This window comes from Pseudomonas sp. JE3303, from assembly GCF_056312565.1.
The window spans coordinates 610,763-623,659 of sequence record NZ_JBWGIF010000001.1 but is presented as its reverse complement, the minus strand read 5'-3'; the positions used below and the strand labels follow the sequence as shown (position 1 = coordinate 623,659).

At 62.8% G+C, this 12,897-nt stretch carries 10 protein-coding genes, 2 tRNA genes and 1 pseudogene; 4 read left to right on the top strand and 9 right to left on the bottom strand.

Annotation, left to right across the window (positions count from 1 at the left end; translation table 11 throughout):
* Nucleotides 1-114: 114 nt before the first annotated feature.
* From AC0ZZU_RS02940 to AC0ZZU_RS02925, 4 genes are all read left to right on the top strand, one after another.
* Nucleotides 115-201 (top strand) — tRNA-Leu (locus tag AC0ZZU_RS02940).
* Between the two features lie 84 nt (nt 202-285).
* Nucleotides 286-372 (top strand) — tRNA-Leu (locus AC0ZZU_RS02935).
* A gap of 179 nt (nt 373-551) precedes the next feature.
* Nucleotides 552-1,565, top strand: coding sequence for an extracellular solute-binding protein (locus AC0ZZU_RS02930; RefSeq protein WP_476338922.1), 1,014 nt, complete (start codon nt 552-554; stop codon nt 1,563-1,565).
* Nucleotides 1,565-3,130, top strand: coding sequence for an ABC transporter permease (locus AC0ZZU_RS02925; protein WP_476338920.1), 1,566 nt, complete (start codon nt 1,565-1,567; stop codon nt 3,128-3,130). The genes AC0ZZU_RS02930 and AC0ZZU_RS02925 overlap by 1 nt, the downstream gene beginning before the upstream one ends.
* A 70-nt stretch (nt 3,131-3,200) precedes the next feature.
* On the opposite strand, the gene AC0ZZU_RS02920 is transcribed toward AC0ZZU_RS02925, so the two are convergent.
* The 9 genes and pseudogenes from AC0ZZU_RS02920 to miaA form a co-directional block, all read right to left on the bottom strand.
* Nucleotides 3,201-3,905 carry a methyl-accepting chemotaxis protein gene (locus AC0ZZU_RS02920; RefSeq protein ID WP_476339123.1) on the bottom strand — a complete coding sequence of 235 codons (705 nt, stop codon included), beginning with the start codon at nt 3,903-3,905 and terminating at the stop codon, nt 3,201-3,203.
* A gap of 201 nt (nt 3,906-4,106) precedes the next feature.
* Nucleotides 4,107-4,319 (bottom strand): annotated as a pseudogene (locus AC0ZZU_RS02915) (methyl-accepting chemotaxis protein); the annotation flags it as partial.
* Between the two features lie 991 nt (nt 4,320-5,310).
* Nucleotides 5,311-6,603: an adenylosuccinate synthase gene (locus tag AC0ZZU_RS02910; RefSeq protein WP_476338918.1), complete on the bottom strand. Its 1,293-nt coding sequence runs from the start codon at nt 6,601-6,603 to the stop codon at nt 5,311-5,313.
* A gap of 55 nt (nt 6,604-6,658) precedes the next feature.
* On the bottom strand, nt 6,659-7,846 hold the full coding sequence (locus tag AC0ZZU_RS02905; protein ID WP_476338916.1) for an ATP phosphoribosyltransferase regulatory subunit: 1,188 nt from the start codon (nt 7,844-7,846) through the stop codon (nt 6,659-6,661).
* Between the two features lie 273 nt (nt 7,847-8,119).
* Nucleotides 8,120-8,989 (bottom strand): protease modulator HflC, encoded by an 870-nt coding sequence (gene hflC / locus AC0ZZU_RS02900; protein ID WP_476338914.1) that lies wholly within the window; start codon nt 8,987-8,989, stop codon nt 8,120-8,122.
* A complete protein-coding gene (hflK, locus tag AC0ZZU_RS02895) occupies nt 8,989-10,158 on the bottom strand; it encodes an FtsH protease activity modulator HflK (RefSeq protein ID WP_476338912.1) in 1,170 nt (389 codons plus the stop codon). The genes hflC and hflK overlap by 1 nt, the downstream gene beginning before the upstream one ends.
* A gap of 96 nt (nt 10,159-10,254) precedes the next feature.
* Complete coding sequence (gene hflX, locus AC0ZZU_RS02890) at nt 10,255-11,556, bottom strand: ribosome rescue GTPase HflX (protein WP_476338910.1); 1,302 nt, start codon at nt 11,554-11,556, stop codon at nt 10,255-10,257.
* Between the two features lie 12 nt (nt 11,557-11,568).
* Entirely contained in the window at nt 11,569-11,829 is a 261-nt protein-coding gene (gene hfq / locus AC0ZZU_RS02885; protein WP_476338908.1) for an RNA chaperone Hfq, read from the bottom strand.
* A gap of 94 nt (nt 11,830-11,923) precedes the next feature.
* The gene (gene miaA, locus AC0ZZU_RS02880; protein ID WP_476338906.1) at nt 11,924-12,895 is read right to left on the bottom strand and encodes a tRNA (adenosine(37)-N6)-dimethylallyltransferase MiaA; all 972 of its coding nucleotides are present in this window, start codon (nt 12,893-12,895) and stop codon (nt 11,924-11,926) included.
* Between the last annotated feature and the right edge of the window lie 2 nt (nt 12,896-12,897).

The window sequence follows — 12,897 nt, the reverse complement described above, 5'->3', positions numbered from 1 at the left end:
CCGGGGCTTTACAGCCTCCAGAGCCATCCGTATAGTGCGCACCACGACGACGGACACCGTCGTTATAGTTGAAAAGCGTACCGATGTGAACCATCGAGTTAGCATTCAGCGAAAGCCCAGGTGGTGAAATTGGTAGACACGCCAGCTTCAGGTGCTGGTGACCTTACGGTCGTGGAAGTTCGAGTCTTCTCCTGGGCACCAATTTCAAGTTTCAGATAGAGCCTATCTGGAATTTACGAGACACGCTACAACGCTTCATGCTTTACTGCTTTACTGCTTCAACTTGCCCAGATGGTGAAATTGGTAGACACGCCAGCTTCAGGTGCTGGTGACCTTACGGTCGTGGAAGTTCGAGTCTTCTTCTGGGCACCATATTCAAGAAAACCCGCTAGCTCGCTAGCGGGTTTTTTCTTGCCAGCGATTTACCCCTCCCCTTCAGACCTCGCCCAGCCGCCCTGCAAGTCATGAATCTTTCGCCATACGCGCACTTGAGAAACAATATCGTTTATCATTGTTTCCAAATATGTAGCCGTAAGCGAGGAAGTACCCGCATGACGATCCGCCCGAAACCGCTGATGCGCACCCTGGCCGCTGCCGTACTCGGCCTGGTGCTTGGCGCGCCAGCCGCCATGGCTGCCGACGCTGTATCCCTGACGCTGTACAACGGCCAGCACAAGGAAATTGGCGAGGCGATCGCCAAGGCATACGAGGCCAAGACCGGCATTCATATCAACATTCGCAAGGGCAGCAGCAACCAGCTGGCCAGCCAGATCATCGAGGAAGGCGATCGCTCGCCGGCGGACGTCATCTACACCGAAGAATCCCCGCCACTGAACAACCTGGGCGAACTGGGCCTGCTGGCGAAGATCGACGACGCTACGCTGCAGATGCTGCCCAAGGAATACGTTGCCGCCAACGGCAGCTGGATGGGCGTGACCGCGCGGACTCGCGTGGTGGTGTTCAACCCCAAGCAGATCGACGAGAAGGACTTGCCGCAATCGGTAATGGACTTCGCCAATCCTGAGTGGGACGGGCGCGTCGGCTTCGTTCCGACCAGCGGTGCGTTCCAGGAACAGGCCGTGGCCATTCTGAAGATGCACGGGCGAGACGCCGCGGAAGAATGGCTGACCGGCCTGAAAGCCTTCGGCAAGACCTACACCAACAACATGGTCGCGCTGAAGGCCGTGGAAAACGGTGAAGTTGCCGCAGTCCTGGTGAACAACTACTACTGGTATGCCCTCAAGCGTGAGCGCGGCCAGCTGGATTCCAAGCTGTACTACCTGGCCGACGGCGACGCCGGTGGCCTGGTGACCATCTCGGGCGCCGCCGCCGTCAAGGCCAGCAAGCACCCGAAGGAAGCCCAGGCACTGCTCAATTGGATGGCCAGCGAAGAAGGCCAGCGCGTGATCACCCAGACCACCGCCGAATATCCTCTGCATAAAGGCATGGTCTCTGACCAGGGCCTCAAGCCGTTCGAGGAACTGCGTCCGCCGCAGATCACCCCGTCCGACCTTGGCAATGCCGAAGAAGCCCTGGAGCTTGAACGCGAAGTCGGCCTGCTCTGATGAGTGCCGCCCTGCCTGAGCCTGCACTGCTACGCTTCGCGCCCCGTCGCAAGCGCCCCTCGATCTGGGTGGTGCTGCCGGTGCTGTTCCTGGTAGCCATGAGCTTGCTGCCGCTGCTGTATGTCGGCCTCAAGACCTGGGAGGCCGGCTGGCACGAAGCCTTGCACCTGCTCTGGCGCCCCTTCGTCTGGGGGCTGATGCGCAACACCCTGATGCTGATGGCCGGGGTCACGGTCGCGTGCCTGGTCGTGGGCCTGGCGCTGGCATGGCTGCTTGAGCGCAGCGATTTGCGCGGTCGACGCTACTGGGGGGTGATCCTGTGCCTGCCGTTTGCGGTACCGTCATTTGTCAGCAGCTTTACATGGGTATCGCTGAGCCCCAAGTTCGAGGGCCTTGGCGGGGCTATTCTGGTGATGGCGCTGTCGAAATACCCGCTGGTGTTCCTGCCAGTGGCGGCGACCCTGCGCAACCTTGACACCTCGCTCGAAGAATCGGCTCGCACCCTTGGCTGCAGCCGCTGGGGTGTCTTCATCAAGATCACTCTGCCGCTACTGTGGCCAGCGATGCTGGGGGGCGCCCTGCTGATTGCCCTGCACATGCTGGTGGAGTTCGGCGCGCTGTCGATCCTCGGCCTGCAGACATTCACCACGGCGATCTACCAGCAGTTCGAGCTTGAGTTCAGCAACGCCAACGCGGCGATGCTCTCGGCCGTACTCCTGGCGATGTGCCTGGTGCTGTTGTGGCTGGAGCTGCGCGTGCGCGGCAAGGCTCGCCATGTGCGTATAGGCCAGGGCGTCGCCCGACGGGCCGCACCGGTGCGCCTGCGCGGCTGGATGCCTTTCGCGCAACTGTTCTGCCTGGGACTTGCCTTCCTCGGCAGCGGTATTCCACTGGCCATGCTTGGCTACTGGCTGAGCGTGGGCTCTTCGGCCGCGTTCCCGGTGGCCGACATCAGCAGGGCATTGCTGTCGTCGCTGTCGATGTCGCTCGGCGGGGCAGCATTTGCCCTGCTGCTGGCACTGCCGATCAGCTTCCTGGTGGTGCGCTACAAAGGCCGCCTGGCGATCTGGGCCGAACGCCTGCCGTATCTGCTGCATGCACTGCCAGGCCTGGTGATCGCGCTGACGCTGGTGTACTTCGCCTTGCACTACGTGCCGGCGCTCTACCAGACCACAGGGTTGCTGCTGCTGGCGTATGCCCTGCTGTTCCTGCCGCTGGCCCAGGCGCCAGTGCGCACCGCGCTGAACAAGGCGTCGCCGACGCTGGAAGAAGCAGCGCGTACCCTCGGCGCCAGCTCGTTCAGGGCGTTCTGCCGGGTAACCCTGCCGATCATCTTCCCGGCCCTGGCAGCGGCGTTCGCGCTGGTGTTCCTGGATGCCATGAAGGAGCTGACGGCCACCTTGCTGCTCAGCCCTACGGGGATGACGACGCTGGCGACGGAGGTGTGGGCGCATACCGCCAACGTGGAATTCGCGGCGGCAGCGCCTTATGCAGCGCTGTTGATCGTGGTTTCGGGATTGCCGGTGTATCTGCTGACGACGCGGATGTACTTGAACAGGGCCTAGTTTGCACGGGCCTCTTCGCTGCGGTTCGGCGCTCCGACCTGCCAGCAAAAGAGGCCCTCTTTAACACCCATCACGCCCTGAACTGCCCCAGGCTCGCCTTCAACTGCCCAGCCAGCTCATCCAGCACCTTGCTGCTGGCCGTGGTCTGCATCACCACCTCGGCCGCTCGCTCGGCCTGGGCATGGATATTCTCTACCCTCCCCCGCACCGCCTGCGCGCCGCTGGCCTGCTGTCCGGCCGCGCGCGTGGCTTCGCCGATCGCGGCATGTACTTGTTCCACCGACGCCTGCACCGATTGCTGAACCCGGGCATTGTCGCGCAGTACCAGCAACCCTTCGCTGGCCTTGCGCCCCGCCTCGCTGATCGCGGCGACCGCCTCCCTGGCACCTTGCTGCAGCGCACCGATATGCGCCTTGATATCGCCAGTCGAGCTCTGGGTCTTGCTGGCCAGCGCCCGAACCTCATCGGCTACAACGGCAAACCCGCGCCCGGTCTCGCCCGCCCGTGCAGCCTCGATGGCAGCATTGAGCGCCAGCAGGTTGGTCTGCTCGGCAATCCCGTGAATTACCGTCAACACCACCTCGATCTGCTCGCTCTGCACTGCCAGGCGCTCGATCACCTGCGAACCGGACTGCACTTGCCCGGCGAGGTTCTCTATCAGTCCAGTCAGCTGCGTGGAGGTACGGCTGTTCTCGTCGGTGGCCAGGCGGATGTCGACGACTTGCTGCAGGGCAGCCTGCATGGCGTGGCTTTCAGCCTGGGCTTCATCGGCCATCGTCGACAAATCTCGCAGGCTCGCCGCCACTTCATCACGCTGCAGCGCGGCAGCAGCGTCGGCACCGGCACTGCGCCTGGCCATGCTGTCGATCTCGACTCCGGTGCGCTGTGCCACCTCGCCCGCTTCCCGGACGATAGGCTGCAGCTTGTCGACAAAGCGGTTGACCGCAGCAGCCATGTCGCCGATCTCATCGCGGCTGTTCAAGGACACTCGCCGGGTCAGGTCACCTTCACCCGCAGCCAGGTCATCGAGCGCGGCGATCAACAGGCGCAACTTGCTCAGCACCCGGCGGCCAAGCACGACAGCCACCAGCAACAACACCCCGAGGCCTACCACCGCCAGGCCCAGACCGATCCGCCAGCGCAATCCCGACGCCGCATCCCGCACGCTCTGTGCGGTGTTGGCCTGCATCGCGGCAGCGCTGGACTGCGCCGTCTCCAGCCGCGCCCTCAGCGCCTTGCCACTGTCTGCGGCAGCACCGACGAGACTGTCCCCCACCAATTGATCACCACTGGCAATCAGCGCCGAGAAGCGCTGGTCCAGGGCGCTCAGCTGCTGGTCGACCGCAGCAGTGGACACGCCCATGAGCACCTTGCCGATCTCGACACCATTCGGGCTGATCGATGCCTCGATGAAGTACACCGATGGATCGTTGCGCGCACCATCCAACACTCTGTCCAAGGCACGCTCACCCTGGCCTTTGGCAATCAGGGCCTGGTTGATCGGGCTCTGGCGGTTCAGGTATCGGGTCAGGTGCTGGCCCTGGGCGTCGTCGTAGACCACGAACAGCACATTGGGATTGCGCTGCGCACGCCGGGCGAACTCCGAAAGCGTGGGCACGTCGTTGTCCCACATGGCCCGTGGCGCCACCGAGGCAAGCAGTTCGGCCATGTCATTGGCCGAATCCCTTAGATTCTTTTCGAGCGTCGCGCGCAATTGCTGCTGTTCATCTGCCAGGCGCGATGACAGCCCACTGGTCAGCCGTTGACGGGTACTGGCCGACAGGTTTTCGAGGCTGGATCGGACTTCCTGCCCTGCCTGCTCCAGCTCCCCTGACAATTTACGGCTGTCCACACCCAGCCGCTCGCCCAGGTCAGCCTCCAACGCGGTGACCGTGCTCCGGGTCAGCGCAACGGCGACCAGCACCTGCACCAGAAGAGCGATACCCAAGGCCACAAATACTGGGCGCAACAGGCGGCTTTGTAACAATGAGAGAACGGCAGACACGGTGTAAACCCTCGTCCTACTGGCGCCACTAAATTGATGGCACTCTGGAACGATTCTTACAGCAAAGGCTGTGCCGAGAGAGAGGCAAAATGGCCAAACCCTCGTGTTGCAGGCCAAAAAAAACGCCGCGCCTCCCTGCGGAAGCGCGGCGTTTGCTCAGCCCTACAGGGCTGAATCAGGCAAACGGATGACGCAGCACGATGGTCTCGTTGCGGTCCGGGCCGGTGGAGATGATGTCGATCGGAGCACCGACCAGCTCTTCGACGCGCTTGATATAGGCGCGGGCGTTGGCTGGCAGCTCTTCGAGCGACTTGGCGCCGACAGTGGAGTCGGTCCAGCCCGGCAGCTCTTCGTACACCGGCTCAAGGCCGATGTAGCTGTCGGCGTCGGTCGGAGCGTCGATGACGGCACCGTTCTCGTTCTTGTAACCCACGCAGATGCGAATGGTCTCAAGACCGTCGAGCACGTCCAGCTTGGTCAGGCACAGGCCCGAGATGCTGTTAACGTCGATGGCGCGACGCAGGATCACGGCATCGAACCAGCCGCAACGGCGAGCGCGGCCGGTGGTGGCGCCGAACTCGTGGCCACGCTTGGCCAGGAACGCGCCGACGTCATCGAACAGCTCGGTCGGGAACGGGCCGGCACCCACGCGAGTGGTGTAGGCCTTGGTGATACCGAGGATGTAGTCGATGTACATCGGGCCAACGCCGGAACCGGTAGCGATGCCGCCGGCAGTGGTGTTCGAGCTGGTGACGTACGGGTAGGTGCCGTGGTCGATGTCCAGCAGCGAACCCTGGGCGCCTTCGAACATGATGTCCTTGCCGGCGCGACGCAGGTTGTGCAGCTCGGCGGTGACGTCTTGCATCATCGGCTTGAGCAGCTCGGCGTATTCCATGCACTCGTCCAGGGTCTTCTGGAAGTCGATCGCAGGCTCTTTGTAGTAGTTCACCAGCTGGAAGTTGTGGTAGTCCAGCAGCTCACCCAGCTTGGCAGCGAAGCGCTCGCGATGGAACAGGTCGCCGATGCGCAGGCCGCGGCGAGCGACCTTGTCTTCGTAGGCCGGGCCGATACCACGGCCGGTGGTGCCGATCTTCTGCTCGCCACGGGCCTTTTCACGCGCCTGGTCGAGGGCGACGTGGTAGGACAGGATCAGCGGGCAGGATGGGCTGATGCGCAGACGCTCGCGCACCGGTACGCCTTTCTCTTCCAGCTTGACGATCTCGCGCAACAGGGCGTCAGGTGCAACGACTACGCCGTTGCCGATCAGGCACTGCACGCCTTCACGCAGGATGCCCGAGGGAATCAGGTGCAGCACGGTCTTCTCACCGTCGATGACCAGCGTGTGGCCAGCGTTGTGACCACCTTGGTAGCGCACTACGGCGGCAGCATGTTCGGTCAGCAGATCGACGATCTTGCCTTTGCCCTCATCACCCCACTGGGTGCCCAGGACGACGACATTCTTACCCATAACACTTGTCCTCATTCACGCAATCTTGGGTGCCGGCAACTGCCGGCGGAAAAACTCACTGGGTCAGCGGCAGAACCTGCCAGCGCCCGTCTTGCTGAATCAATTGCCGATCACAATCCGCCTCAAGAGCAGCACTCAGCGGTTGGCCAGGCAGGGCCTGGACCACTCGCTGGCCCTCGTTGCGCAACTGGCAGACCAACTGCCAGAGGGCCGCATCGCTGCTGTCGGGAATCCAGATCCCGCCAGACGGCAAAACGACCTCCGCTCGCCCCAGTGTGACCAGGGTCTTCAAATCCGTGGAGAAACCGGTGGCCGGACGCGCCCGGCCAAAGTCGGCGCCGATGTCATCGTAGCGACCGCCCTGGGCGATCGATTGACCGATGCCAGGCACGAACACTGCGAACACGACGCCGGTGTGATAGTTGTAGCCGCGCAGCTCGCCCAGGTCGAAATACAGCGGCAGGTCCGGATAACGCGCTGCCAGGCGATCGGCGATCGCCAGCAGGTCATCCAGCGCGGCCAGCACGCTGGCCGGGGCACGGCCCAGGCGTACGCGGGCTTCGTTCAGCACTTCACGGCCACCGCACAGGTCGCTCAGGGCGCGCAGCATGTTGCCCAGGTCCGTCGGCAGGTCGGCGGTAAGCGCGTCCACCTCGTCGCGGGCCTTGCGCTGCAGCGCGTCGAACAGCTGCTGCTCGGCCGCACCGGACAGGCCCGCCGCACGGGCCAGGCCACGGTAGATACCCACATGACCGAGGTCCATGTGCACGTCCGGCACATCGGCCAGTTGCAGCATGGCAAGCATCAGGCTGATCACCTCGACGTCGCTGACCGGGCTGGCATCGCCGTACAGCTCGGCGCCGAGCTGGATCGGGCTGCGCGAGGTCGACAGTGCGCGCGGCTGGGCGTGCAGCACGCTGCCGGCGTAGCACAGGCGGCTGGGGCCTTCACGCCGCAGAGTGTGCGCGTCGATACGCGCGACCTGCGGCGTGAAGTCGGCGCGAAAGCCCATGAGGCGACCGGACTGCGGATCGACGACCTTGAACGTGCGCAGGTCGAGGTCCTGGCCGGCACCGGTCAGCAGCGATTCCAGGTACTCGATATGCGGAGTGACGACCAGTTCGTAACCCCAACTCTGGAACAGGTCCAACACCTGGCGGCGCGCGATCTCGATGCGCGCAGCCTCAGGTGGCAGTACTTCCTCGATGCCATCTGGCAAGAGCCAGCGGTCTACCGTTGCCATGACGCCATTTCCCCTTTGGTCCGGGCGGCCTGCCCATGGGCGAGCCTTGAGTGGAGCAGGTGTAGGCAGACAGCAACAGGCAGCACCGATCCCAGCGCCGCCGCCGTGCCAACACCCTCTAATCCTTTGAAAAGCTTGCGTCGCGGCCGTGTTGCAGCCAATCAACCTTGCAGACGCAAAAAAGCCGGGAATTTCCCGGCTGCCGAATCATACACCCGTTTTCAGACAGAAATCACCCCACCAGGCTTTTTAGCCGCCCGGCGGGGTGTCTGGTCAGGGCTTGCTCTTGTCCAGGAAGCGGAAGAACTCGTTCTTCGGATCCAGGACCAACACGTCGCTCTTGCTCGAGAAGCTTTCACGGTAAGCCTGCAGGCTACGGTAGAAGGCGTAGAAATCAGGGTCCTGATTGTACGCCGCCGCGTAGATGGACGCCGCTTGCGCGTCGCCGTCACCGCGGGTCTCTTCCGATTCGCGATAAGCCTCGGCCACCAGTACACGGCGCTGACGGTCGGCATCCGCACGGATACCTTCTGCCAGCTCGTTACCCTTGGCGCGGTGCTCGCGGGCTTCACGCTCACGCTCGGTGCTCATGCGATCGAACACGCTGCGGTTCACTTCCTTCGGCAGGTCGATGGCCTTGACGCGAACGTCGATGACCTCGATACCCAGCTCCTTGTTGGCCATGCGGTTCAGCGAAGCGGTGATGTCAGACATCAGCGCGTCACGCTCACCAGAGACCACCTCGTGCAGGGTGCGCTTGCCGAACTGGTCACGCAGGCCGCTCTCCAGACGCCGCGACAGGCGCTCGTCGGCGATCTGCTTCAGACCGGAAGTCGCGGTGTAGAAGCGCTCGGCGTCCTTGACCCGCCACTTGGCGTAGGCATCGACCATCACGGCTTTCTTTTCCAGGGTCAGGAAGCGCTGGGTCGGTGCATCCAGGGTCATCAGGCGGGCGTCGAACTTGCGCACCTGGTTGACGTACGGGATCTTCACATGCAGGCCCGGCTGGACATCGGCCTGGACCACACGGCCGAAGCGCAGCATGACTGCACGCTCGGTCTGGGACACGATGTAGAAGCTGTTCCAGGCCACGATGGCCAGCACCACGGCCACGATCAGGGTGATCAGCGATCTGTTGCTCATCAGCGGCTCTCCCTAGTGCGCGGCGGCTGTTGTTGCGATTGCAGCTCCGATTGCGAACGGGCAGCCGCGTCGTTGGCCGACGCCGACACACCGCTGCTGATCGGTGCCGCATTGTTGCGGCTGCCTTCGACCATCTTGTCCAGTGGCAGGTAGAGCAGATTGTTCTGCCCGTCCTTGGTCGCCACCATGACTTTGCTCGAATTGCTGTACACCTGCTGCATGGTCTCCAGGTACAGACGCTGGCGGGTAACCTCCGGCGCCTTGCGGTACTCGGTGACCAGCTTGACGAAGCGGTCGGCCTCACCCTTGGCGCGGGAAACGACTTCGTCGCGGTAACCGTTGGCGTCCTCGATGATGCGCTGGGCCTGACCGCGGGCTTCGGGCACCACGCCATTGGCGTAGGACTCGGCCTGGTTGCGGGCACGCTGCTCGTCTTCGCGGGCGCGGATCACGTCGTCGAAGGCTTCCTGTACTTCACGCGGGGCTGCCGCGCTCTGCACGTTGACCTGGGTCACGGTGATACCGGTACGGTAGGTGTCGAGGAAGCGCTGCAGGCGTTCGCGGATATCCACGGCCATCTGCTCGCGGCCTTCGGTCAGCACCTGGTCCATCGAGGTAGAGCCCACCACATGGCGCAAGGCACTGTCGGTCGCGTGTTGCAGGCTGACCTCAGGCTGGTCGACGTTGAGCACGAAGTCCTGCAGGTTGGTGATCTTGTACTGCACGGTCAGCGGCACTTCGACGATGTTCTCGTCTTCGGTGAGCATCTGCCCCTGCTTGGTATAAGCCCGTTCGCGCGTCACGTTTTCCATGTACTTGCGATCGATCGGCGGGAAGTAGATGTTCAGGCCCGGCCCTACGGTTTCGTAGTATTTGCCGAAACGCAGGACAACGGCCTGCTCCTGTTCATCGACCACGTACACGGCGCTGTACAGCCAGATGGCTGCAAGCACGGCCAGGCCGATACCGAGCAGGCCAAGACCGCCGCCCCTGCCGATATTCCTGTCTCCGCGTTTCTTGCCACCGCCAAACATGCCGTTCAGGCTGTCCTGCAGCTTGCGGAAGGCCTCGTCCAGATCGGGTGGACCCTTCTTGTCGCCACCGCCACCACGGCGGCCGCCCCAGGGGTCCTGATTGTTCGAGTTGCCACCCGGCTCATTCCAAGCCATAGCGCTCTCCATCTGATAAAGCAAAGACGCACCCACGGCGCGCCGTCCAATGCTACAGAATGCCTGTTACGGCTGCCCGGCAACGTCACCGGCCATTTATTGCAAAGTATGTTGCTCGATAAACACCTGCGGTTCCATGCCTTCGCGGCTGACCAGGCGATTGAGATCGACCCTGGGCAAACGAACGCTCAGCAGGCTGCTGCCTTCTTCATCATGCTCTTCGCCCTGCACCGCGCCCATCTCGAAGAATTGCGCGCGCAAGCGGGCAAAACGCTGGTCCAGGCGCAGGGTAGCGACAAACAGATCATTCCCCAGCAGTTCGGCCACCGCCTGGCCCACCAGTTCCAGACCGCGTCCATCACGTGCCGATACCCAGACCCGTTGCGGCTTGCCGTCGGCATCGCGCTGGATCTGCGGCTCGACATCTTCGAGCAGGTCGAGTTTGTTATAGACCTCGAGGATCGGCAAGCCTTCGGCACCGATCTCGCCCAGCACCGCCATCACTTGCTCGATCTGCTCCATGCGCTCTGGCTCATGGGCGTCGATCACGTGCAGCAGCAGGTCGGAGTTGCTCGACTCTTCGAGCGTAGCCCGGAATGCCTCGACCAGCTTGTGCGGCAGGTGGCGAATGAAACCCACCGTGTCGGCCAGCACGATCGGCCCGATGTCATCGAGCTGCAGCCGGCGCAAGGTCGGATCCAGAGTGGCGAACAGCTGGTCGGCGGCATACACCTCGGAGGAGGTCAGCGCATTGAACAGGGTCGACTTGCCGGCGTTGGTATAGCCCACCAGGGAAACCGACGGGATATCCGCGCGGCGACGGCCGCGGCGAGCTTGCTCGCGCTGGCTGCGGACCTTTTCAAGCCGGGCCTTGATCTGCCGCAGGCGAACCCGCAACAGGCGCCGGTCGGTCTCGAGCTGGGTTTCACCCGGGCCGCGAAGGCCGATACCGCCCTTCTGCCGTTCAAGGTGGGTCCAGCCGCGAACCAGCCGCGTGCTCATGTGCTCGAGCTGGGCCAGTTCGACCTGCAGCTTGCCTTCATGGGTACGCGCCCGCTGGGCGAAGATATCGAGGATCAGCCCGGTACGGTCCAGCACGCGACACTCGAAGACGCGTTCGAGGTTACGTTCCTGACTGGGCGTGAGAGTGTGATTGAAAATCACCAGATCTGCCTGTTCGGCCCTGACCAGGTCGCGCAACTCTTCGACCTTGCCGCTACCGATCAGATATTTGGCCGAGGGCTGATGCCGCGTCACATTGACGAACACGACGATATCGGCTCCGGCCGATAATGCCAGCTCCTGAAACTCCTGCGGGTCTTCGCGCGCCTCAGGGTTCTGACCTTCCAAGTGAACGAGCAGCGCCCGCTCACCACCACCGTGGCGCTCAAAGAACAAAGCAGACTCCTATCAGGCGTTACCTGGTTCAGCGTCGCCCTGCTCGGCATCAGTCGGGCTAGGCAGGCGAACCGGGCGGGCAGGTACCACCGTGGAGATGGCGTGTTTGTAGACCATCTGGCTGACGGTGTTTTTCAGCAGAACGACAAACTGGTCGAACGATTCGATCGAGCCTTGCAGTTTGATGCCGTTGACCAGATAGATTGAAACCGGAACTTTTTCTTTTCTCAAAGTGTTCAAGTAAGGGTCTTGTAGCGAATGCCCTTTTGACATGTGCCGCACTCCTGTAAGGATAAATAGTAGGAAAACAATAGAATTTGGTGCTTCAAGCCGTCCGAACCGAAGAGTAGACGGCAATTGCAAGGACTCAGCTCAATATGGAGACGGTCCGAAGGTATTGCAAGGTGCGGGACAGATTGTCGCAGGCCAGGCTATCCAGCCAGTGCACGTCGGACCAGCCGCGTAACCAGGTGAACTGCCGCTTGGCGAGCTGTCGAGTGGCGATGATACCCCGCTCGCGCATCTCGGCTTCGCTGAGCTTGCCGTCGAGATGCTCCCATACCTGTCGATAACCCACTGCCCGTATAGAGGGCAACCCCGCGTGCAAGTCACTTCTGGCCCGCAGCTCTCGGACCTCGTCCACGAACCCCTGTTCCAACATTTGCGAAAATCGTGACGCAATTCGCTGATGCAGAATGTGACGATCCGTGGGAGCGATAGCCAAACTGGCGACAGTATAGGGCAAATGTCCTTGCCCGCCTGCGTCTGCGGCAAGACTTTCAGCGAATTGACGCTGGCGATGTGCCGTCATGCTTTCGCCACTGACCCGGTACACCTCGAGTGCGCGAATGAGCCGCTGCGGGTCATTGGGGTGGATACGCGCCGCCGATTCCGGGTCGACCTCGGCCAGCTGGCGGTGCAGTTCGGCCAGGCCCAGCATGCTGGCCTGCGCTTCGAGCTCCCCGCGGACCTGGGCGTCCGCAGCGGGCATGTCAGCCAGGCCGTCGATCAAAGCCTTGTAATACAACATGGTGCCGCCGACCAGCAGGGGGATCTTGCCGCGCGCGGTGATCTCGGCCATCGCCTGCAGGGCGTCACGGCGAAAGTCTGCGGCCGAGTAGCTCTCGGCCGGGTCGAGGATGTCGATCAGCCGGTGCGGATGGGCCGCGAGCACCTCTCTGGAGGGCTTGGCTGTACCAATGTCCATGCCGCGGTAGACCAGTGCCGAGTCGACGCTGATCAGCTCGCACGGCAGCACTCGTGTCAGCTCGATGGCGAGGTCGGTCTTGCCGGCCGCCGTCGGGCCCATGAGGAATATCGCAGGGGGCTTGCCGCTCATCT